At 71.1% G+C, this 19,879-nt stretch carries 21 protein-coding genes; 9 read left to right on the top strand and 12 right to left on the bottom strand.

Features of this window, described 5'->3' with window-relative positions:
- Window positions 1–7 precede the first annotated feature (7 nt).
- The 7 genes from GXW78_RS18710 to GXW78_RS18740 all read right to left on the bottom strand — a co-directional run bounded on the left by GXW78_RS18710 (window position 8) and on the right by GXW78_RS18740 (window position 6,979).
- A complete protein-coding gene (locus GXW78_RS18710) occupies window positions 8–604 on the bottom strand; it encodes a TRAP transporter small permease (RefSeq protein ID WP_246522378.1) in 597 nt (198 codons plus the stop codon).
- Window positions 605–637: 33 nt separating this feature from the next.
- On the bottom strand, window positions 638–1,615 hold the full coding sequence (locus tag GXW78_RS18715; protein ID WP_211870375.1) for a DctP family TRAP transporter solute-binding subunit: 978 nt from the start codon (window positions 1,613–1,615) through the stop codon (window positions 638–640).
- A gap of 116 nt (window positions 1,616–1,731) precedes the next feature.
- The gene (gene dctP, locus GXW78_RS18720) at window positions 1,732–2,706 is read right to left on the bottom strand and encodes a TRAP transporter substrate-binding protein DctP (RefSeq protein WP_211870377.1); all 975 of its coding nucleotides are present in this window, start codon (window positions 2,704–2,706) and stop codon (window positions 1,732–1,734) included.
- 78 nt (window positions 2,707–2,784) lie between these two features.
- Window positions 2,785–3,426 carry a YjbE family putative metal transport protein gene (locus tag GXW78_RS18725; RefSeq protein ID WP_211870379.1) on the bottom strand — a complete coding sequence of 214 codons (642 nt, stop codon included), beginning with the start codon at window positions 3,424–3,426 and terminating at the stop codon, window positions 2,785–2,787.
- 116 nt (window positions 3,427–3,542) lie between these two features.
- Window positions 3,543–4,523: a Bug family tripartite tricarboxylate transporter substrate binding protein gene (locus tag GXW78_RS18730; RefSeq protein WP_211870382.1), complete on the bottom strand. Its 981-nt coding sequence runs from the start codon at window positions 4,521–4,523 to the stop codon at window positions 3,543–3,545.
- A 72-nt stretch (window positions 4,524–4,595) separates the two neighbouring features.
- On the bottom strand, window positions 4,596–5,999 hold the full coding sequence (locus GXW78_RS28510; RefSeq protein ID WP_211870384.1) for an L-lactate permease: 1,404 nt from the start codon (window positions 5,997–5,999) through the stop codon (window positions 4,596–4,598).
- Complete coding sequence (locus GXW78_RS18740; protein WP_211870386.1) at window positions 5,996–6,979, bottom strand: MBL fold metallo-hydrolase; 984 nt, start codon at window positions 6,977–6,979, stop codon at window positions 5,996–5,998. Before GXW78_RS18740 ends, GXW78_RS28510 begins: the two co-directional genes overlap by 4 nt.
- Window positions 6,980–7,135: 156 nt before the next feature.
- Here GXW78_RS18740 and GXW78_RS18745 point away from each other — a divergent pair, with 156 nt between their 5' ends.
- On the top strand, window positions 7,136–8,386 hold the full coding sequence (locus tag GXW78_RS18745; RefSeq protein ID WP_211870387.1) for an MFS transporter: 1,251 nt from the start codon (window positions 7,136–7,138) through the stop codon (window positions 8,384–8,386).
- On the opposite strand, the gene GXW78_RS18750 is transcribed toward GXW78_RS18745, so the two are convergent.
- Window positions 8,377–8,658, bottom strand: a complete 282-nt coding sequence (locus tag GXW78_RS18750) for a hypothetical protein (RefSeq protein ID WP_211870389.1) — start codon at window positions 8,656–8,658, stop codon at window positions 8,377–8,379. The genes GXW78_RS18745 and GXW78_RS18750 overlap by 10 nt on opposite strands.
- 176 nt (window positions 8,659–8,834) lie before the next feature.
- Window positions 8,835–9,977 (bottom strand): M20/M25/M40 family metallo-hydrolase, encoded by a 1,143-nt coding sequence (locus GXW78_RS18755; protein ID WP_211870391.1) that lies wholly within the window; start codon window positions 9,975–9,977, stop codon window positions 8,835–8,837.
- 139 nt (window positions 9,978–10,116) lie between these two features.
- Between GXW78_RS18755 and GXW78_RS18760 the strand changes: the two genes are divergently transcribed.
- The 6 genes from GXW78_RS18760 (at window position 10,117) to GXW78_RS18785 (ending at window position 15,776) form a co-directional block, all read left to right on the top strand.
- The gene (locus tag GXW78_RS18760; protein ID WP_211870393.1) at window positions 10,117–11,004 is read left to right on the top strand and encodes a TauD/TfdA family dioxygenase; all 888 of its coding nucleotides are present in this window, start codon (window positions 10,117–10,119) and stop codon (window positions 11,002–11,004) included.
- Window positions 11,004–11,735, top strand: a complete 732-nt coding sequence (locus GXW78_RS18765; RefSeq protein WP_211870394.1) for an aspartate/glutamate racemase family protein — start codon at window positions 11,004–11,006, stop codon at window positions 11,733–11,735. The genes GXW78_RS18760 and GXW78_RS18765 overlap by 1 nt, the downstream gene beginning before the upstream one ends.
- 15 nt (window positions 11,736–11,750) lie before the next feature.
- Window positions 11,751–12,596 (top strand): KPN_02809 family neutral zinc metallopeptidase, encoded by an 846-nt coding sequence (gene ypfJ, locus GXW78_RS18770; protein WP_211870396.1) that lies wholly within the window; start codon window positions 11,751–11,753, stop codon window positions 12,594–12,596.
- A gap of 19 nt (window positions 12,597–12,615) precedes the next feature.
- Window positions 12,616–14,070 (top strand): M81 family metallopeptidase, encoded by a 1,455-nt coding sequence (locus GXW78_RS18775; protein WP_211870397.1) that lies wholly within the window; start codon window positions 12,616–12,618, stop codon window positions 14,068–14,070.
- 84 nt (window positions 14,071–14,154) lie between these two features.
- Window positions 14,155–15,129: a Bug family tripartite tricarboxylate transporter substrate binding protein gene (locus tag GXW78_RS18780; protein ID WP_211870399.1), complete on the top strand. Its 975-nt coding sequence runs from the start codon at window positions 14,155–14,157 to the stop codon at window positions 15,127–15,129.
- A gap of 53 nt (window positions 15,130–15,182) precedes the next feature.
- On the top strand, window positions 15,183–15,776 hold the full coding sequence (locus GXW78_RS18785; RefSeq protein ID WP_211870400.1) for an SRPBCC family protein: 594 nt from the start codon (window positions 15,183–15,185) through the stop codon (window positions 15,774–15,776).
- Here GXW78_RS18785 and GXW78_RS18790 read toward each other — a convergent pair.
- Window positions 15,755–16,417, bottom strand: a complete 663-nt coding sequence (locus GXW78_RS18790; protein ID WP_211870401.1) for a TetR/AcrR family transcriptional regulator — start codon at window positions 16,415–16,417, stop codon at window positions 15,755–15,757. The genes GXW78_RS18785 and GXW78_RS18790 overlap by 22 nt on opposite strands.
- 120 nt (window positions 16,418–16,537) lie before the next feature.
- Here GXW78_RS18790 and GXW78_RS18795 point away from each other — a divergent pair, with 120 nt between their 5' ends.
- The gene (locus GXW78_RS18795) at window positions 16,538–17,371 is read left to right on the top strand and encodes a sterol desaturase family protein (protein WP_211870403.1); all 834 of its coding nucleotides are present in this window, start codon (window positions 16,538–16,540) and stop codon (window positions 17,369–17,371) included.
- A 72-nt stretch (window positions 17,372–17,443) separates the two neighbouring features.
- Here GXW78_RS18795 and GXW78_RS18800 read toward each other — a convergent pair whose 3' ends face one another.
- Entirely contained in the window at window positions 17,444–18,433 is a 990-nt protein-coding gene (locus GXW78_RS18800) for a Bug family tripartite tricarboxylate transporter substrate binding protein (RefSeq protein ID WP_211870405.1), read from the bottom strand.
- A gap of 93 nt (window positions 18,434–18,526) precedes the next feature.
- Here GXW78_RS18800 and GXW78_RS18805 point away from each other — a divergent pair, with 93 nt between their 5' ends.
- Window positions 18,527–18,874, top strand: a complete 348-nt coding sequence (locus GXW78_RS18805) for a hypothetical protein (protein WP_211870407.1) — start codon at window positions 18,527–18,529, stop codon at window positions 18,872–18,874.
- Window positions 18,875–18,880: 6 nt separating this feature from the next.
- Here GXW78_RS18805 and GXW78_RS18810 read toward each other — a convergent pair whose 3' ends face one another.
- Window positions 18,881–19,864, bottom strand: coding sequence for a Bug family tripartite tricarboxylate transporter substrate binding protein (locus tag GXW78_RS18810; RefSeq protein WP_211870409.1), 984 nt, complete (start codon window positions 19,862–19,864; stop codon window positions 18,881–18,883).
- Between the last annotated feature and the right edge of the window lie 15 nt (window positions 19,865–19,879).

The raw sequence follows: 19,879 nt of genomic DNA on the forward strand, positions 1-19,879 counted from the left end.
GCCTGCCTCATACCGCCGTTTCCAGTTCTTCCGAGCGATGGTCCAGGAACTGCGCGACCGCGCCGACCATCGCGAACATCGCGCCGATCGGAATGGCGGCATAGCCCCACGACATCGACACCTCGAGCCCTGCCATCTCCTGGAACTGCACGCGCTGCGCCATCATCCAGCCGAACCAGAACATGATGCCAAGAAGCGTGAGCGCCGCCGCCAGTGCCGCCGCTTCCAGCGCCCGCCGCACCGCGCCGGTGGAATAGCGATGCGCCACGTCGATCGACACCAGCGCCCCCGCGCGCAGCGCCAGCGCTACGCCGAGGAAGGCCATCCAGATCAGCGCGGTGCGCACCAGCGCTTCGGACCACACGGATGGCGTCTCCGTCGCGAAGCGCGCCACCACCTGCCACAGCCCAGCACCGACCGCGATCGTCAGCGCAAGGCATGCCGCCACGGCGGCGACGCCGGTCGTGATGCGGTCGATCCACAGGATCGCCGACCGCACGGCACCGCGTGCGCCCCCGCCGGAGCCAGCCCAGAGTGCGAGAATGACGGTCGCGGCGGTGGCGGCGACCGTCACCTGCAGCGGCAGGAGGTTCATGGCATTCATGGTATCTCCTCGGAAGTCTGGGCGCGCTGCATGTCAGTTCGGCTGCCAGTCCCGGATGCGCCGGAGCGTCGCGGCATCCAGGGTGCGTTCCCATTCCGCGAAGGCGGGCGCGAGCGCGGCCTGGAAGGCGGCGGTGTCCACCTCGGTGATCACCGTCATCCCGCGCCGGCGGAGCTCCGCGACGCCCGCCTCGTCATCCGCGGTGACGCGGGCGCGGTTCGCACGCTGCGCTTCCTGCGCCGCCTGGTAGAACAGCGCCCGATCGGCCTGGCTCAGCCGCGCGACGGTCTGCGGGTTGCAGATCATCACCTGCGGCGAATAGACGTGGCGCGTCATGGTGAAGTAGCGCTGCACCTGGAAGATGTTGTTCGCCACGATCACCGAGATCGGGTTCTCCTGCCCATCCACCGTGCCCTGCTGCAACGCCGGGATCAGCTCGGAGAAGGCCATCGGCGTCGGCAGCGCGCCGAGCGTCTGAAACGCCCGCATATGCACCTGGTTCTCCATGGTGCGGATCTTGAGGCCGCGCAGATCGGCCGGGGTGTTAATCTCCCGGCGCGAATTGGTCATGTTGCGGAAACCGTTCTCCAGCCACACGACGCCAACCAGACCGCGCGCCGGAAAGCGGGCCAGAACCTGCTGCCCGACCTCGGAATCGAGCACGCCGCGCGCATGGGCGGCATCGCGGAACAGGAAGGGCACGTCGAACAGGCGGACTTCCGGCACGAAATTGCCGACCGGTCCGGTCGAGGTGAAGGTGCAGTCGATGGTGCCGATCTGCGCGCTCTCGACCATCTCCCGCTCATTGTCCTGGCGCTGCGCGATGACGCGGTATCGCCCGTTGGTCAGCCGCTCGAAGGCCTCCTTGAAGGTGTAGGCGCCGACGCCGGTATGGCTGTTGGCGGGCAGGGCGTGCTGGACCGTGATCTCGGTCTGGGCCTGCGCCGGCGCGGTGGCGAGCGGCGCGGCGAGGGCGAAGGCGAAGGCGAGGCGTCGGGCAAGCGTCGTCATCGTGAATCCTCCACATTGGTTTGTTGTTGATTCGCACATAACCAAGCGTGCGGGGCGCTGGCAATGATGCCCGCGTCCCGCTTCGGGAGGATCTGGCCCTCAATGGGCCGGCACGGTCAGCCCGGCTGCCAGTCCCGCAGCCGGCGCAGCGTGGCGGCATCCAGCTCCCGCTCATACTGCGCGAAGGCAGCGGCGAGGGCCGCCTGGAAGGCCGCGGTGTCGACCTGCGTCACCACCTGCATGCCGCGCCGCCGAAGCTCATCGACGCCAGATGCTTCATCGGCGCTGACGCGCTCGCGGTTGGCCCGCTGGGCGGCCCGCGCGGCTTCCATGAAGGCGGCGCGGTCGGCAGGCGTCATCGCCTGCAGCATTGCCGGATTGCAGATCAGTAATCCCGGCGAATAGACATGGCCGGTCAGCGTCAGATACCGCTGCACCTGGTTCAGATTATTCGCGACGATGACCGGGATCGGGTTCTCCTGCCCGTCCACCGTGCCCTGCTGCAGGGCGGGGACCAGCTCGGAGAAGGCCATCGGCGTCGGCAGGGCGCCGAGCGTCGAGAAGGCCCGCATATGTACCTGGTTCTCCATGGTGCGGACCTTCAGGCCGCGCACATCGGCCGGTGCGTTCACCTCGCGGCGCGAATTGGTCAGGTGGCGGAAGCCGTTCTCCAGCCAGATCACGCCCACCAGTCCGCGCGGCTGGAACTGGGCCAGGATCTGCTGCCCGACCTCGGAATCGAGCGCCCCGCGCGCATGGGCGTAGTCGCGGAACAGGAAGGGCACGTCCACCACACGCACCGCCGGGACGAAGTTACCGACCGGGCCCGTCGAGCCGATGTAGCACTCGACCGTGCCGATCTGGACGCTCTCGACGATCTCGCGCTCATTGTCGTTGCGCTGGATGTTCACGCGGTACCGGCCGCCGGTCGCGCGCTCGAAGCTCTCCTTCAGCGCGGCGGCCCCGGCGCCGTAATGGCTGTTGGTCGGCAGCGGGTGCTGGATGGTGATGGTGGTCTGGGCCAGGGCCGGCGTACCGGCGAGGCCGGCGGCGGCCAGCAAGGCGAAGGCCGCGCGACGGGCGATGGACATTCCTGGATCTCTCCCTTGCGGGCGGCGGTTGCCGCCACCCGCTTATACAGCCCTCCTACGCGAAGGCCGGGGATGAGATCAATGCGCAGGCGCGTCGTGTGGCGCCGGCAGCGGCAGGCCCATATGCAGCGCCGCATTGGCGTTCAGCGTACCGTCCCACACCAGTTCCAGCCCGATCCAGGCGATCAGCGCCACGCCGATATAGGCGATGACCTTGAAGCGATCGAGCAGCCGCGCCAGGAACCCACCCAGCAGCCCCATCAGCACGATCGAGATGGTCAGGCCGATGATCAGCATCGTGATGTCGTTGCGTGCGACCGCTGCGACGGCCAGCACGTTGTCGAGGCTCATCGACACGTCGGCGAGCACGATCTGCCACAGCGCCGCGGCGAGGGACTTCTCCTTCACCTCGCCTTCCTCGGTCTCCTCCTTGTCGCCGTGGTGAAGCAGCTCCTTCAGGAAGGACCAGGCGATGTAGAGCAGCGCGAGGCCACCGAGCAGCGCGATCCACCACAGGCCCAGCAGATACGTCGCGAAGATGGAAAAGATGACGCGCAGTACAGCCGCCGCGACGATGCCGAACATCACCGCCCTGTTGCGCAGCGCCGGCGGCAACCCTGCCGCCGCCATGCCGATCACGACCGCGTTGTCACCGGACAACACGATGTTCAGCCACAGAATCTCGAAGAAACGCGGCGCCGCCGCGACAAGGCCGTCCATGACAAACTCCCGGCGCCGCCCCGGATGGGCAGGCTGATTTGCCGCGCGACGCTAGTCACGGCGCGCCGAACGGCAAGTTTCAACGCGGCAATCCGGTGGCCATGTCAGGGTCAGCTTCAGTCCGGGCGGATCGCGGCCTCCCGCGCGATGCGCACCCAGCGTTCCGCATCCTCGTTCAGCCAGGGCTGCAACTGATCGGAGGGGATGACGAGCGGTTCAGTGAAATTCGCACGCAGCCGTTCCAGCATCGTCGCGTCCATCGAGGCCATGAACGCTTCCTGCAGCCGCGTCAGCACCGGCCGCGGCACCCGCGCGGGCGCGAGCACACCGTTCCAGACGCTGAGGTGATAGCCCTGCACGCCGGCTTCCTCGAGCGTCGGGATGTCCGGCAGCGATTCGATCCGCCGGTTCATGGTGATCGCCAGTCCGCGCACCGTGCCGCCCTTGATGTGCGGCCCCGATGTCGCCGACGCATCGAACAGCAGGTCGAGATCCCCCGCGATCATCGCGGCGACGGCGGGGGAGGACCCGCGATAGGGCACGTGCACCACCTCGAGCCCCGCCATCCGCGTGAGCATCACCTGGCTGAGATGGGAGGAGGAACCATTGCCGACCGAGCCGAACAGGATCTTCCCCGGCTCGGCCTTCATGCGCGCGATCGCCTCCTGCGCATTGGCGGGGTTCCACCGGCGCGGATTGCAGATCATCACATTCGGCATGTCGGCCATCATGCCGACGCCGACCAGGTCCCGCCGCGGATCGAAGGTCGGATCGGGATAGAGCACCGGATTGACGCCCTGCGTCGCCATGGTGCCGAGCAGCATGGTGTAGCCGTCAGGCTCGGACTGCGCGGCGGCCTTCGCCCCGATGTTGCCGCCGGCGCCGGGGCGGTTCTCCACCACCACGGTCTGGCCGATGTGCCGGCCCATCGCTTCGGCCGCGAGGCGGCCCATGAGGTCCGTCACGCCACCCGGCGGGTACGGCACGATCATGCGCAGCGGCTTGTTCGGGAAGGCGCCCTGCGCGCGCGCAAGGCCGGGCGCGGCCAGGACGGCGACGCCGACCGCGAGCGCCGCGCGGCGGGTGATGCGGGACATTGTTTCCTCCATGGACATTCTTGCTTGGCCGTCAGCCTGTCGGCCCCCGCGACACGGCGCAAGCCCCGGCGGTCAGCGCAGCAGCGCGACAGTCACCCAGCCGATGACCACGATGGCGGCGAAGGAGGGCAGCAGCAGCCGCCACACCTGCGCGGGCCGGGTGCCGTCCGCGAGCAGCCCGCAGACCAGCGCCGTGACGGCGAAGGACATGCCGGCCCCCGCTGCCCCGGCGAAGTTGTGCACGGCGGGCGCGAGCAGCGGCGGCAGCCCCGCCGCCAGCCCGAGCGCCTGCTGCACCGGCATCATGGCGGCGTTCGACCCGACATTGCTGCCCGTCACCATGCCCGCCACCAGTCCGAGCACCGGCACCGCATACGGCGCCAGCCCGCCGAGCGCACCGGCCGCCGCATCGGCCAGCGAGGCGGTCGCGCCGCTGCCGGCCATCCAGCGCGCCAGCAGCACGTACAGCAGCAGCACCAGCGCCGGCCGCGCCGCCCGCTTCACTGCCGCCCGCGCCCGCCGCCCTCCATCGGATCGCATCACCAGCAGGCCGCCCGCCACCAGCAGCAGCACGATGGCGACATGCGTGACCGGAAAGGCGGGCAGGGCGGCATAGGGTTGGACCGCCGGCGGATGCGGCACCGCCCGCGCGCCAAGCAGTGCTGCGGTCAGCAGCGCATAGGGCCACAACGCCCGCGCCGCGCGCCGCCAGGCGGCCGCATCGCGAGGCGGGTCCGCGAGCCACAGCGCGGCCAGCAGCGGTACGCCGGCGCCGATCACGCCCAGCACCTCGAAGGGCAGCACCAAATGTCCGGCCACCAGGATCGCCGCCATCACCGCCAGCAACCCCAGCTGTGCCACCCGCTCCGCCGCCGGCACCGGCACGCCGGCCACGGCACAGAGCCGCCAACAGACCGGCCCCAGCAGCATGATCCAGGCAGCGCTCGGCAGCGCCGTCAGCGCCGCGATCTCCTGCGCCGGCACGCCGAGCAGCGCCGCACCCAGCGCCGTGCCCGGCCCCAGCCCGCCCCAGGGGATCAGGCACAGCGCCAGCAGGGCGAGCGCCGCCGCCGGCGGCCCACGCAGCCCCATGCCGCGCAGCGCAGCGAGCGCAAAGACCGCCCCCACCGCGAAGCCGGTGACGGACTCCATGAACACGCCCATCAGCAGGGTCGCGGTGAAGACCGCGCGCGGCGTCGCCGGCTGGGCGCCGCCGGCATCGCCGCGATCCTCCACTGCGGCCTGGAACAGCAGACCGCCGACCACCACGCCGATCGGCTGCAACGCCAGGAAGGCGCCGCGCGCGGCTTCATCGGCCAGGAAGGCGAGGAACCCGCTGCCCGCCGGCAGCGAGACGAAGGCCGCCGGCAGTGCCGCCGCCAGCGCCGCCAGCACCGCCGGCAGCGGCCCCGCCCGCCCCGATACCAGCAGCCCCAGCAGCAGCAGCAGGGGCGCGGATTGCAGGAGGAGGATCACGCCTCCAGCACGAAGGTCTTCCCCACCGCGCCGGGCACGACGACATCCTCGCCATAGGCGCGTTCCAGCGCGTTCACCGCGCGCCAGCCGGTGCAGTGGGAGGGGAACATCCAGCGCAGTCCGAAGCCGCCGAGATCGATGACGGTCCGCGGGATGATCCCTTCATTCGTCCCCGACAGATGGAATCCGCCCATCACCGCGAGCAGCGGGATCTCCGGCATCAGCCGCCGAGCCTCATGCAGCACGTTGACGATGCCGCAGTGAGAGCAGGCGGAGAAGACGACCAGCCCCTTGCCGCGCAGATGCACCGCGATGAAGCGTTCATCCGCGAGCCATTCATCCGCCTGCCACGGCGCGTTGTCCGAGGCACGCGACACCTGGCCCGGCAGCCCGGTCTCGTAGTCCGTGACGCGCGGGATCTCACCGCTGACCAGCACATGGCCCGCAATCACGGCCGGCTCGCGGGAGACCTGCGGCTCCGCGCCCATCGCCGCCCATTCCGCCGGCGCGGGCACGCGGTCCATCGGCAGCACGCCGCCATCCGGCTGACGGCCGCCGCGCTCGCGGAACATGCCCGGATGCAGGTGCAGCGGCACGGCATGCCCGCCATTGGCCGCGCGCACCATCTCGATCGCCTTCGGCAGCCCGCCCGCATGGTCCCAATGGCCATGGGAGAGCACCATCGCCTCGATTGCGCCGAAATCCACGCCGAGCCGCGGCCCGTTGCGCTCCACCGCGTAGTCCACGGGCCCGCCGTCGAACAGGATCGTGCGGCGCTCGCCATCGGCCTCGACAGCAATGACCAGCGACAGCCCGTGATTGGCGCAGCAGATCGCCCCGCCCGAGCTGCGCTTCATCCCCACGCGCTGCAGCCGGGTCCATTCGCGCGTGACGAAGGACGGCGTGGAGGACAGCGCATCCGTGACGTTGTCCACCAGCACGGTGACCTCGATCCGATCGACCGGCCGGGGTGCCTGCATGACCTGCGTCCTTCCGCGTCTTCCCCGGCAGCCTATGGCGCCGGCGGCGGCGCGGCCAGATGGTGGCGTGCCTGCGGCCGCCATGCTTCGGTGGCCGCCGCAGCATGGGCCGCGCGGCGTCGGCGATGGTGCGCGCTCACCGACGGAGCCTGCCGAATGCCGACCAGCCGCGCCGCGACCCCGACGACCGCCGGCGCCGTGCCCTTCGCCGGTTGGCGCGTCGCCTGGGCCGCCTTCACCGTCGCGGTCTTCGGCTGGGGCGTCGGCTTCTACGGTCCGCCGGTCTTCCTGTTCGCGGTGCATGAGGCGCGGGGCTGGTCGATCCCACTCGTCTCCGCCGCCGTCACCTGCCATTTCCTGCTCGGCGCGTTGGTTGTCGCGCGGCTGCCGGCAATCCACCGCCGGTTCGGCGTGCCGGGCGTCACGCGGCTGGGCGGTGCGCTCTCGGCGCTCGGCGTGCTCGGCTGGGCGCTCGCCGTCGCACCATGGCAACTCTTCCTCGCCACCGCGATCAGCGGCGCGGGCTGGGCGATGACCGGAGCGGCGGCGATCAACGCCATCGTCTCCCCCTGGTTCATCCGGCGGCGCCCCGCTGCGCTCAGCACCGCCTACAATGGCGCGAGCGTCGGTGGCGTGGTGCTTTCACCGCTCTGGGTCGTGCTGATCGCCGCGGTCGGCTTTCCGGCCGCGGCGGCGCTGGTGGGCCTCATCATGGCGGGGGTGCTGTGGTGGCTGTCGACGCGCTATCTCGCCCATGGCCCGGCCGCACTCGGTCAGGTACCGGACGGCGACGCCCCGGGGGGCGAGCCCGCCCGCGCCGCGTCCCGTCCAGCCGCGCCGATGCCGGCCGCGGGCCTGTGGCGGGAACGGCGCTTCGCCACGCTGGTGGCCGGCAGCACGCTCGGGCTCTTCGCCCAGGTCGGGCTGATCGCGCATCTGCTCTCGATGCTCGTCGCGCCGCTGGGCGCGGAACGGGCCGGCCTGGTCGCGGGCCTGATGACGGTTTGCGCCATCATCGGCCGCACGGGCATGGGCTGGGTGCTAAGGCCGGGGATGGACCGGCGCGCGGCCGCGGCCGGCAACTACGGGCTGCAGGTCGTCGGTTCGATCGTGCTGCTGGCGGCAGGCGGGACCGATGTGGCGCTGCTGCTGCTCGGCATCGCGCTGTTCGGTCTCGGCCTCGGCAATGCCACGTCGCTGCCGCCGCTGATCGCGCAGTCGGACTTCGCGCCGGCCGACACGGCCCGCGCCGTCGCGCTGATCACCGCCGTCGGCCAAGCGTCCTATGCTTTCGCACCGGCGGCCTTCGGGCTGTTGCGGACGGTCGACTCCGCCTGGCTGTTCCTGGCGGCCGCGGCGCTCCAGGTTGCCGCAGCGCTGGTGCTGCTGTCGGGCCGTCAGCGATAGCCGCAGACCCGGCGCGGCACGTTGCGGTACACCGGCCGCCCCCAGTCGTCACGGCCGACGAACACGCGCTGGTTCTGCGTCCAGCATACGCGGCGCGGCGGTGGCGGCTGGTAGTAGCGTGGCGGCGGCGGGCGATAGTTCGGCGCCATCTCCGGCTGGTAGTACTGCACCGGCGTGACGCCCTGCGCCGTGGCGGCAGCCGGCGTCAGGGCCGCGGCGGCGCCGACGATCAGCCCCGCCACCAACATCAGATCCCGGCTTCGAGGCGTCATGGCCTTCTCCCCTTTGTCAGGTCGCGGCGGAGCCGCGAACCCTGCGAACCTCGGAAAAAGGCGGGGCAGGGGCAAGACCCCGAGGCCACGGGGTCTGAAGCGAATCACACCCGAAGGCCCCCTCCGCCGCGCGTCACCGCTGCGCGGCACACGGACGGCGAAGCCGTACGACCGCGTCAGGCGAGCGTCGTCATCAGACCCGCCAGCAGCTTCGCCCGCGGCACCAGGCTGTCGATCAGCACGTGTTCCTCCAGCGTGTGCGCCAGCGCGCCCTGTACGCCGAGCCCATCCAGCGTCGTCACGCCCATGGCACCCGTGAAGTTGCCGTCCGACCCGCCGCCGCTCGACTGGTGCGCGATGTCGAAGCCGATGCTGTTCGCGATCGTCCGCGCCTGCGCGTACAGCGCCATGCCCTTCGCATCCGGCTCCCACACCGGCCGCGTCACGCCGCGCGTCACTTCCAGCGTCACGTCGTTCGCGCCGGAGCGCAGCGCCAGCATCCGCTGCACGCCCGCATCCAGGTCCTCCTGCCGCTTAGCCATCGACAGGGACTCGGCCTCGCAGGTGGTCGACACGCAATTCACCCACTGCCCGCCATGGATGACGCCGACCGAGAAGGTGCAGTCCTCCGTCGTCATCTCCTCGATCGCGACGATCTGCTTTGCCATCTCGCGGATCGCGCTGCGCCCCTCGCCGAGCCGCGCCCCGGCGTGGGAGGGCCGCCCCGTCGTCTTCAGGTTGAAGCGCGCGATGGCATAGCGGCCGGTCACCACGCCGCCATCTGGCCGCGCGGGTTCCGGCACCAGTACGAAGCGGTTGCGCGCGGCCTCGGCCTCGATGACGTCGCGCGTCGAGGGGCTGCCGATTTCCTCATCCGGGGTCAGCAGGAAGGTGACGGGCAGATGCGTCGCCATGCCGGCCGCGATGATGTGGCGCATCGCCTCCACCGCCAGCACCGTGCCACCCTTCATGTCCTGGATGCCCGGGCCGTAGCACTTGTTGCCCTCCCGCCGGATCGGCAGCTTCGCGAGCGTGCCGACCGGATGCACGGTATCGAGATGCGCGAGGACCAGGATGCCCGGCGCGGCATCCCCCGCCGGATGCGGGAAGCGCGCCCGCACGCAGTCGCCAAGGCCCATGCGTCCCGGAATGCGGTCGATCCGCGCGCCAAGCAGCGCAAGGTCGCGCGCCGCCATGTCCATCATCCGGTTCACCGCCGCCGCGTCGAAGGTCGGGCTCTCGCAGGCCGACCAGCGCATCAGCCGCGCCAGGATCTCGTCGGCGTCGAAGGGCAGGGCGGTGGCGGGGAAGTCGGTCATGGCGCGTCTCCTGGCGTGGCCGGCGCGCAGCCTCCCCCGCATGCGGGGATACGACAAGGGTGGCCGGATTGTGACCTGCCGCACCGCGCATGCTACCAATCCGTGCATGAACGCCCCCTCGCGACCCCGCCCGAGGCCCGTGCCCCAGACCGGCGCCGCCGTCTGGGCTGCCGCCGACCTCACCACCGCGGACTGGATGGTGCCCGTCGGCACCGAGGAAGCCGCCGAGCTCGAAGCCGCGCTGACCGCCGCCCAGGCCGCCGCCCCCGTTCCGGCCCTGACGCGCCTTGCGCCCATCCTCGCCGACGTTACGACGCGGCTCGATACCGGCCGCGGATTCTGCCTGCTGCGCGGCCTGCCCTTCGACCGCCACGGCGCGGCCGCCGCGGAGGCGGCGTTGCTCGCGCTCGGCACGCATCTCGGCAGCCCGCTGAACGGCACGCAGCCGGTGGTCCATCGCCTGACCGGGCCGGCGCCGGCCGGCAGCACCGTCCGTTCCGGCCTGCCGCTGTTCCACATCGAGGCCTGCGACGCCATCGCGCTGCTCTGCCTCGCCAACGGGCCGGAGGCGCCGCCGCACGTCCTCGTCTCGGCCGGCGCCGTCCACAATGAGGTGATGCGCCGCGACCGCGCCGCCCTCGCCGAACTCTACGAGCCCGCGCCGCTGATCGAGAATGGGGAGACCGTGCCGCGCGCCGTCTTCACCCTGACCGAAGGCGCCTTCGCCGCGCGCTACACCCGGCACGCGGTCGAACAGGCATCCAGCACGCCGCAACCCGGCGCTCCACCGCTCGCCGCCGGCCTTCGTCCCGCCTTCGACCTGCTGGACAAGGTCTGCGCCGAGCCCTCGCTGATGCTGAAGCTCGAACTGCGCTCGGGCGACCTGCTGCTGTTCAATCCACATTTGGTTTGGAAGCTGCGCACCCTGGTCGAGACCGATGCCGAGGCACCCGAGGCGGCGCAGGAATTCCGCCGCCTGCGCATCACCATGCAGCATTCGCGCCGCACGGTGGCGGAGCCCGGCTGATGCGCCTGCTGGTCGCCAACCCGAACACCACGGACGCGATCACCGACGCCTGCGCGGCGGCGGCCCGCGCCGCCGCCGCGCCGGGTACCGAGATCATCGCGGTCACGGCACGCTTCGGCCCGGCTGTCATCGCCTCCCGCGCCGAGAACGTCATCGCCGGCCATGCGGTGCTCGACCTGCTGGCCGAACATGCCGGCACGGTGGATGCGGCGCTGCTCGCGGTCAGCCACGACACCGCGCTCGACGCCGCTCGGCAGATCATGCCGTGCCCGGTGGTCGGCATGACCGAGGCCGCCTGCCTGACCGCCTGCATGCTGGGCGGCCGGTTCGGCCTCGTTACATTTGGCGGCGTCGAGTTGTATCGTGAGCTGATGACCCGCTACGGGCTTGAGTCCCGGCTGGCCGACATCATCGGCGTGAATGCCGCAACGGCCGAGGCCGATGCCGATTCCATCGGCAGCAAGGTGCTGGCTGCGGCCCGGGCGCTGGCGGCCGAGGGCGCGACCTCGGTCGTCCTCGCCGGCGCCGCCCTGGCCAGCCTGGACAACCGGCTGCAGGAAGCATCGCCCGTCCCGCTGCTCGATGGCATGGCCTGCGGCGTGCGGATGGCCGAACTGCTCGTCGCGCTGAAGCTGCCCAAGCCACGGGCCGGCTCCTATGCCGCGCTCGCAGGCCGGCAAGCCTCAGGCATCTCGGAGCCTCTTGGCGCGTTGCTGCGGGGCGATCGATAGCGGAGGAACGCCATCATGCGCCTGGGCGGTCGGGAAAGCGGCAATGTCGAGGACCGGCGAGGCCGGCGTGTCTCCGGCCGCGGCGTCGCGGTGGGTGGCGGCCTCGGCACCATCGTGCTCGTGGTCATCGCCCTGCTGCTCGGCGTGGACCCCGGCGAACTCCTGCAAGGTCAGCCCGGCGGCCCCCAGCCCCAGATGACGCAGCAGCGGGAGGTGCCGCGGGACGACCCCGGCCGCCGCTTCATCGCCCAGGTGCTCGGCGAAACCGAGGACGTCTGGCGCGCCGAATTCGCCCGCCGCGGCGCGCGCTACGAAGACCCCCGGGTGGTGCTGTTCAGCGGTGCCACGGAATCCGGCTGCGGCTTCGCCCAGGCGCAGATGGGCCCCTTCTACTGCCCGCGCGACCGGCGCGTTTACATCGACCTCGACTTCATGGCCGATCTCCAGCGGAGGCTCGGCGCGAATGGCGACTTCGCCGCCGCCTACATCGTCGCGCATGAGGTCGGCCACCATGTCCAGAACCAGATGGGCGTGCTCGGCCGCGCCGAACAGGCGCGCCGCGGCATGGGAGAGGCAGCCGGCAACGCCATGCAGGTGCGCATCGAGCTCCAGGCCGATTGCCTAGCCGGCGTCTGGGCGCGCCGCGCGCATGAAACGCGCAACATCCTCGAACGCGGCGACATCGAGGAAGGGCTGAACGCCGCCGCCGCGGTGGGCGACGACCGCTTGCAGAGTGCCGGCCGCGGCTATGTCCAGCCCGAGAGCTTCACCCACGGCACCTCCGCCCAGCGCGCCGGCTGGTTCCGCCGTGGGCTGGAGAGCGGGCGGATTGAGGCCTGCGACACCTTCTCGGGCGGGTGATCCCGGGTAAGCTGGCGACATGCCGCACATCGCCGTCGCCCGCCTGTGGTTCGAAGGAAACTCCTTCACCCCCGTCCCGACCCCGCGCAGCGCCTTCGAGAGCCGCGAATGGGGCAGCGGGGCGGAGCACCTCGCGCGCTATGCCGGCACGGCCACGGAACTCGGCGCCGTGCACGCCTTCCTGACCGACCGCCCGGATTGGCGCGCGACCGTGCTCACCTGCACCGGCGCCCAGCCCGGCGGCCCGATGACGGACGACGCGATGCGCGCCTGGCGTAGCGAGGTCGAGGCCGCGCTGAAGGCGCAGCGCTTCGACGGCGTGTATCTCTCGCTGCACGGCGCCTGCGTCACGGAATCCGACCCCGAGGCGGATGCCACCACCATCGCCCGCATCCGCGGCATCATCGGACGCGACGTGCCGATCACCGCAAGCTTCGACTTCCACGCGAACATGGCGCCCGAGATCGCCGACTGGCTCGACGGCGCCTCTGCCTACCGCACCTATCCGCATATCGACATGGATGCGGCAGCGAGGCGCGCGCTGATCCAGCTCGAACGCCGCCTGACCGGCGCGCCGCGCGCGCATGGGCACATCGCGAAGCGCCCGATGGTGCTGCACAGCTTCCACATGCGCCACGAGGCCGGCCCCATGGCCGAGGTCTGGGCCGAGGCCGCGGCGGCCGAGCGCGCGCCGATCCTGGACGCCTCGATCTTCGGCGGCTTCGCCTGGGGCGACAGTCCGCATGCCGGTCCCTCGGCCATGGTGTTCGCCGAGCAAGCCGGCGCCGCACGCGACCTCGCCGAACGCCTGGCCGACGCCATCGCCGCCCGCCGCGCGCGCTTCGCCGTCACGCTGCCCGGCCCGGCGGCCGCGCTCACCCAGGCGCTGGCTGCTCCGCCAGGCTTGGTCGCGCTGCTCGACCCGGCCGACAACCCGCTTTCCGGCGGCATCGCCGACACGCCGCAGATGCTGCGCACGCTGGTGGACGCCGATCTCGCCGTGCCGTCAGTCTTCGCCTTCCTGCATGACCCCGCCTCGGTCGCCGCCGCGCGGGAAGCCGGTATCGGTGCCACACTCACCCGGCACCTCGGCGCCACCGTCACCGAAGCCTTCGGCCGCCCCGTCATCATCGATGTCGAGGTCGAGCGCCTGACCGATGGCCGCTTCACCAACGAAGGCCCGATGGAACGCGGCGCGCCCGTCGATCTCGGCCCCACCTGCGTGCTGCGGGCAGGCAATCTTCGCATCATCTGCACGACGCTGAAGGAATCCGCCGTCGATCCAGGCTTCTTCACGCTGCACGGCATCGACCTCGGGGCCACGCGCCTGCTCGCCAACAAGGGCAAGAACCACTTCCGCGCCGCCTTCAGGGACCGCTGTGCCGCCATCGTGGAATGCGACGCGCCGGGCCCCGCCGCGCTCGACCTGACGGCACTGCCCTGGCGCCACGTCCCGCGCGGCTCGCTCGGCTGACGCTGCCGAAACGATACCACGCCGCGCTTGCGCCTGTGGCCCGACCGGGCTAGCGCCCCCGCACCAACGAACGAGGACGCCCACATGACGCGCATCACCCGCCGCGCCGCCCTCGGCGCGCTGCCGCTGCTCGCCGCCCCCGCCACGCTGCAGGCCCAGGCTCCCTGGCCGAACCGGCCCATCCGCCTGATCGTTCCGTTCCAGGCCGGCGGCGCAACCGACGTCACGGGCCGCGTCATCGCCGAGCAGCTCTCCATCGCCCTCGGCCAGCCCGTCGTGGTCGAGAACCGCGCGGGTGCCGGCGGCAACATCGGTGCCGACGCCGTCGCCAAGGCCGATCCCGATGGCTACACGCTGCTGATGGCGACGATCGGCACTGTCACGATCAACCACTTCCTCTACAGCCGCATGCCGTTCCGGCAGGAGGATCTGGCCGCCATCGCGATGGTCAGCCTGGTCGCCAACGGTGTGATGGTGAATGCGCAGGTGCCGGCGCGCACGCTGCAGGAACTCATCGCGCTCGCGAAGCGCGAACCCGGCGTGCTGAACTACGGCACGCCCGGCAACGGCACTTCGGGGCATCTCTGCGCCGAGTACCTGAAGACCCTGGCCGGCATCGACATCACCCATGTGCCCTTCCGCGGCACCGGCGGCGTCATTCCGGAACTCCTCGCCGGCCGCGTGCAGATCGCGATCGACAACCTGCCGGCCTACCTGCCGCACATTGCGGCGGGGACGGTGCGGCTGCTGGCGGTGACGTCGGCGGAGCCCTGGTTCTCGGTGCCGCAGGCACCGACCGTCGCGGCAAGCGGCTTCCCGGGCTTCGAGGCCGTGGCCTGGTTCGGCCTGCAGGCCCCGGCCCGGACGCCGCGCGCGATCATCGACCGCATTTCGCAGGCGACGATCGCGGCGGTCGCGAAGCCCGAGGTGCAGGCGAAGCTGCGCGAGGTCGGCAACGAGCCCCGCGCGCTCGGCCCGGCTGAGTTCGACCGCTTCATCGCGGCCGAGAACGAGAAGTGGCGGGATGTCGTCCGGCGCTCGGGCGCGCGGCTCGACTGACGCGCTGCAACTGCGCCGCCACCTCGCGCGTCTCCTATCGCGGAAGGGCAGCGATGGATGTGAACGCACAGGTGGCGGCCGTGGCGCGCAGCGTCTCGGCCTGCGAACGCGATGGGCGCGCCATGCGCGATGTCACGGTGGAACGATGCTTCGGCGCGCCGCCCGGCGAGCTGTGGAGCGCGGTGACCGACCCGCAGCAACTGGCGCGCTGGTTCCTGCCGGTGAGCGGCGAGTTGCGGCTCGGCGGCCGATACCAGTTCGACGGCAATGCCGGCGGGACCATCACCGCCTGCGAGGCGCCCCGGCACCTCGTCGTGACATGGGAATTCGGCGGCGGCGTGAGCTGGGTCGCGCTGCGTATCGCCGCCGCGACGAACGGCGCGCGGGTTACCCTGACGCACACCTGTCCGCTCGACGACCACTGGCGGAGCTATGGCGCCGGCGCGGCGGGGCTCGGTTGGGAACTGGCGCTCGCCGGGCTGGCGGCGCTCCTCGCCGGCGGCACGCCGCCTGACGAGAGCAGCGCCTTCGTCGCTGCGGCAAGCGACGCCTGGCGACGAGCGGCGATCGCGGGCGGCGAGGATGCCGCGCAGGCCGCCGAGGCGGCAGGCCGCACGACGGCCTTCTACGCGCCGCCTGCGGGCTGAGCTGCCGCGACGGCCGGTCCTGTGGTCGGGCGCAGCATGCCCATCACCAAACGCACCAGCGCGTCCTCGAATGCCGGCGTTCCCAGCAGCGGGCTGCGTTCGATTGCCGCCGCCCGCACGGCGCCGGTGATGGCGCGCAGCAGCACGAAGCCCCCTGCCTCTCCCAGGGGCGCGACGCGCCCGGCGTTGCGGGCCTCCAGCGCGGCCAGCAACGGCTCCGCGACACCCGCCGAGGCGAGCGGCCCATCCGGCAGCCGCCGCATCACGCTGAGGATCACGGCGCGGCGCACCCCATGCCGTCCACGGAAGGCACCGAGCAGTGCTCTGACAGCCTCCCGAACCATGGGTTCCGGATCGGCCGGGTCGAGCCGCGCCAGCACCGCCTCAAGCTTGCCGAGGATATGTGCCTGCTCGCGCGAGGCCATGGCGGCGAGGATCGCGTCGCGATTGGGGAAATACTGATACAGCGTGCCGATCGAGAACCCGGCGTGCTCGGCGATGCGGTTGGTCGTCAGCGCCCCTTCGCCATCCTTCTGGAGAATCTGAGCACTCGCTTCGAGGATGGTGTCCACCGTCTCCTGAGCGCGGGCTTGCGTCGGCGATTTCCGCAGCGTCACCAAGGGCTTGGTCTGTTTCGCCATGTAACCTCCGACCAGCCCGGATGCGAGTGGAGAAAGCCGAGCAACGCTCAGATATTGGGGCCACCGGCGACGCTGCGCAAAGCCTTCGCGCAGCGGCCGCGCCGGGTCGGGAGAACCGCCATGCCGCAATACATCCTGCTCTGGGCACTGCCGGTGCTGATCACGATCGGTCTGCTGGAGGCGCTGCTCTGGCGCCGCCTGCGCGGTACCGCCTATCCGTGGGGAGAGGGCGCGGCCTCGATCGGCGTCGCCGTCGGCCAGGCGGTGAAGCGCCTGCTGGCCGGCGGCCTGGTCTTCGCGCTGTTCATGGCGGTGTGGCAGGTCCGGCCCTGGACGGTCCCGCTGGACACGGTGTGGGGCGTCGCGCTGCTGATCCTGGCCGTCGAGTTCGTCTATTACTGGCACCATCGGTTGCATCATCGCGTCCGTTGGTTCTGGGCGACGCATGCGGTGCATCATTCGCCGAAACACCTGACCTTCCTGACCGCGGTGCGGCTCGGCTGGACGTCCGAGGTCAGCGGCGGCTTCCTGCCCTTCCTGGTGCTGCCGCTGCTGGGCTTCCACCCCGTCGGCGTCTTCGCAGCACTCGCGCTGAACCTGCTCTACCAGTTCTGGATCCATACGGAGACGGTGCCCCGCCTCGGCTGGTTGGAGTACGTGCTGAACACGCCGTCCAACCACCGCGTCCATCATGCGAGCAACGATCGCTACCTCGACCGCAACTTCGGCGGGATGCTGGTGGTCTTCGACCGGCTGTTCGGCACCTATGAACCCGAAGCGCCGGAAGAACCGTGCCGGTATGGCCTGACGACGCCCGTGCACAGCATCAACCCGGTGACGATCGCCTTCCACGAATGGGGCCACATGCTGCGCGACGTGCGCCGTGCGCGGGGCTGGAGAAACAGGCTGCGCATGCTGTTCGGCCCGCCGGGCGCATCATTGGAACCACACTGACCGCGACCAACGGCCCGGGCGCGGGGACAGTGATAAGGCGCGACCCCGCCCGGCGCCCGAGGCGGGGCAACGCTATTCCAGCGTCGCCCCCGAAGCGCGCACGACCTCCGCCCACTTCTCGATCTCGGCCTTGATGAAGGCCTCGAAGGTCGCGGGCGTCGTGCCGCCATCGGCCGTCAAATTCGGCAGTTCCGCGCCGAGCTCCGCCAGCTTCGACCGCGTCATCGGTTCCTTGCTGATGGCGTCGATCTCCGCCCCCAGCCGATCGATCGCCGCTTTCGGCGTCCGCGCCGGCGCCTGCATGCCGAACCAGGCTGTCGCCTCGAAGCCCGGCACGACCGTCTCGGCCAGCGTCGGCACATCGGGCAGCACGGAGGACCGAACATGCCCCGTCACCGCCAGCGCGCGCAGGCGGCCGTCTCGGATGTGCCCGATGCAGGACGGGATGTTGTCCACCGAGGCTTCCAGTCGCCCGGCCACTGCCTCGATCAGCATGGGTCCAGCGCCGCGGAAGGGGACGTGCGTCATGCGCGTGCCCGTGCGCAGCAGGAACATCTCCATCGCCATGTGCGGCGACCCGCCGCTGCCCGCGCTGCCGTAGTTAAGCTTGCCCGGCTGCGCCTTCGCCGCCTCGACCAGCTCCTGGATCGTGCGGATGGGCTGGGACGGATGCACCATGATCACGTTCGGCACGCGCAGATACAGCCCGACCGCGGCGAGGTCCTCCGGCCGGTACGGCATCCGCGCCCCGAACAAGGCATAGTTGATCGCCGCGGGCGAGACGGCCGTGCTCAGAACCGTGTAGCCATCCGCCGGAGCCCGCGCGACCGCCTCGGCACCGATGTTGCCGGTGGCGCCGCCGCGGTTCTCGACCGGCACCGGCTGGCCGAGCTTCGCCTGCAGCCGCTCGGCATAGATGCGCGCGGCGATGTCGGTGGTCCCGCCCGGCGGGAAGTTGACGATCATGCGGATCGGGCGCGACGGAAACGGCCCGTCCTGCGCCAGCGCCGCGACGGGAAGGGTGGCAAGGGCGCCGATCAGCGGGCGGCGGGCGATGGCCATGGGCGTGTCTCCTCGGGTGCCGCGATGTGATCCTGTTCGTAGCCGTGGCGCGGCGGGGCTGCATGCTGCGCGTGGCCGGGAAAGGATGAATCGATGGCGTTGGTGTTGGCGGTGCTGGCGGGGCTGCTCGGCCTGCTGGTGCTGGTGTCGGGGTGCCTCGCGGTGTTCGTGGCGCGCGCCGCGCATCGCGCGTTGGAAGCCGCCCTCGCGGATGAATCCGACGACGGCCTGCGCGCCCGCGGCGTGCTGGTGGTCGAGCGAGTCAAGAATCCCGCCCTGCGCTGGATCATCAACCGCCGTACCGGCGCCATGGCCGGCGCCGTCGCAGCCGCGGTCGTGCGGGACAGGCTCGACGCCATGCGGCGCGGCGGCTTCATCACGATCGGCTGCGGCATCGCGGCGATCATCCTCGCCGTCTTCCTCCCGGACATGCTGCGGTAGCGGGCGTTACTCCACCCGCACATTGGCACGGTTCACCACATCGGCCCATTTCGCGATCTCCGCGCGGATGAAGGCCGCGAAGCTTTGCGGGCTGGTGCCGCCATCCGGCGTCAGCGCCGGCGGGTCGGCACCGAAGGACGACATGCGCTGGCGGAAATCGGCGTCGAGCGCGATGGCGTTCAGCTCCGCCCCCAGCTTCTGGATCACCGGGGAGGGCGTCGCCGCCGGCGCCAGCACGCCGAACCACGCCGTCGCCTCGAAGCCCGGCAGCCCTTGCTCGGCCACCGTCGGCACATCCGGAAGGGACGCATTCCGCTGCGCACCCGTCGTCGCGATGGCGCGGATCTTCCCGTCGCGGATGAAGCCGAGTGCCGAGGGAATGTTGTCCATCCCGATCTCGATCCGCTCTGCCACCAGTTCGGTGAGCATCGGCGCGGAGCCGCGATAGGGCACGTGCGTGATGTCGATGTCGGTCGCGAGCCGCAACTGCTCGACGACGACATGCGGGGAGGTCGCGATCCCCGCCGTGCCGTAATTGATCCGCCCCGGCCGCGCCTTCGCCTCGCGCACCAGGTCGGCGACCGTACGGATCGTCGTGTTGTTCGCCGCCATCAGTACGTTCGGCACGCGCGTCATCAGCCCGACAGCCGCGAGATCTTCCGGCTTGTAGGGCATCCGGTCACGGAACACCGCGTAGTTGATGGCGCCCGTGCCGATCGTCGTCAGCAGCAGCGTGTGGCCATCGGCCTCGCTGCGCGCGACGAACTCCCCGCCCACATTGCCCGAGGCACCGGGCCGGTTGTCCACCACCACCTGATGATTGAGCCGCCGCCCCAGCATCTCCCCCGTCAGCCGGCCGACGAGATCGGTTGTGCCCGCCGGCGTGAAGGGAATGACCAGGCGGATAGGCCGGGAGGGAAAGCCCTGCGCGCTGGCAAGGCGCGGGGCGAACAAGGGTGCGGCGAGCAGAGCGCGGCGCGCGAGTTTCATGGGCGTCTTCCTTCC

The sequence above is a fragment of the Neoroseomonas terrae genome (assembly GCF_018129025.1).
In the GTDB taxonomy this organism is placed as follows: Bacteria; Pseudomonadota; Alphaproteobacteria; order Acetobacterales; family Acetobacteraceae; genus Neoroseomonas; species Neoroseomonas terrae.

Bases quoted from the DNA above. Each gene is read 5' to 3' on its own strand.
- dctP (WP_211870377.1), bottom strand. From the start codon at position 2,706: ATGTCCATCGCCCGTCGCGCGGCCTTCGCCTTGCTGGCCGCCGCCGGC.
- GXW78_RS18800 (WP_211870405.1), bottom strand. From the start codon at position 18,433: ATGGCCATCGCCCGCCGCCCGCTGATCGGCGCCCTTGCCACCCTTCCC.
- GXW78_RS18715 (WP_211870375.1), bottom strand. From the start codon at position 1,615: ATGACGACGCTTGCCCGACGCCTCGCCTTCGCCTTCGCCCTCGCCGCG.
- GXW78_RS18785 (WP_211870400.1), top strand. From the start codon at position 15,183: ATGGATGTGAACGCACAGGTGGCGGCCGTGGCGCGCAGCGTCTCGGCC.
- GXW78_RS18810 (WP_211870409.1), bottom strand. From the start codon at position 19,864: ATGAAACTCGCGCGCCGCGCTCTGCTCGCCGCACCCTTGTTCGCCCCG.
- GXW78_RS18745 (WP_211870387.1), top strand. From the start codon at position 7,136: ATGCCGACCAGCCGCGCCGCGACCCCGACGACCGCCGGCGCCGTGCCC.
- GXW78_RS18710 (WP_246522378.1), bottom strand. From the start codon at position 604: ATGAATGCCATGAACCTCCTGCCGCTGCAGGTGACGGTCGCCGCCACC.
- GXW78_RS18790 (WP_211870401.1), bottom strand. From the start codon at position 16,417: ATGGCGAAACAGACCAAGCCCTTGGTGACGCTGCGGAAATCGCCGACG.
- GXW78_RS18730 (WP_211870382.1), bottom strand. From the start codon at position 4,523: ATGTCCCGCATCACCCGCCGCGCGGCGCTCGCGGTCGGCGTCGCCGTC.
- GXW78_RS18765 (WP_211870394.1), top strand. From the start codon at position 11,004: ATGCGCCTGCTGGTCGCCAACCCGAACACCACGGACGCGATCACCGAC.
- GXW78_RS18795 (WP_211870403.1), top strand. From the start codon at position 16,538: ATGCCGCAATACATCCTGCTCTGGGCACTGCCGGTGCTGATCACGATC.
- GXW78_RS18780 (WP_211870399.1), top strand. From the start codon at position 14,155: ATGACGCGCATCACCCGCCGCGCCGCCCTCGGCGCGCTGCCGCTGCTC.
- ypfJ (WP_211870396.1), top strand. From the start codon at position 11,751: ATGCGCCTGGGCGGTCGGGAAAGCGGCAATGTCGAGGACCGGCGAGGC.
- GXW78_RS18740 (WP_211870386.1), bottom strand. From the start codon at position 6,979: ATGCAGGCACCCCGGCCGGTCGATCGGATCGAGGTCACCGTGCTGGTG.
- GXW78_RS18755 (WP_211870391.1), bottom strand. From the start codon at position 9,977: ATGACCGACTTCCCCGCCACCGCCCTGCCCTTCGACGCCGACGAGATC.
- GXW78_RS18805 (WP_211870407.1), top strand. From the start codon at position 18,527: ATGGCGTTGGTGTTGGCGGTGCTGGCGGGGCTGCTCGGCCTGCTGGTG.
- GXW78_RS18750 (WP_211870389.1), bottom strand. From the start codon at position 8,658: ATGACGCCTCGAAGCCGGGATCTGATGTTGGTGGCGGGGCTGATCGTC.
- GXW78_RS18775 (WP_211870397.1), top strand. From the start codon at position 12,616: ATGCCGCACATCGCCGTCGCCCGCCTGTGGTTCGAAGGAAACTCCTTC.
- GXW78_RS18725 (WP_211870379.1), bottom strand. From the start codon at position 3,426: ATGGACGGCCTTGTCGCGGCGGCGCCGCGTTTCTTCGAGATTCTGTGG.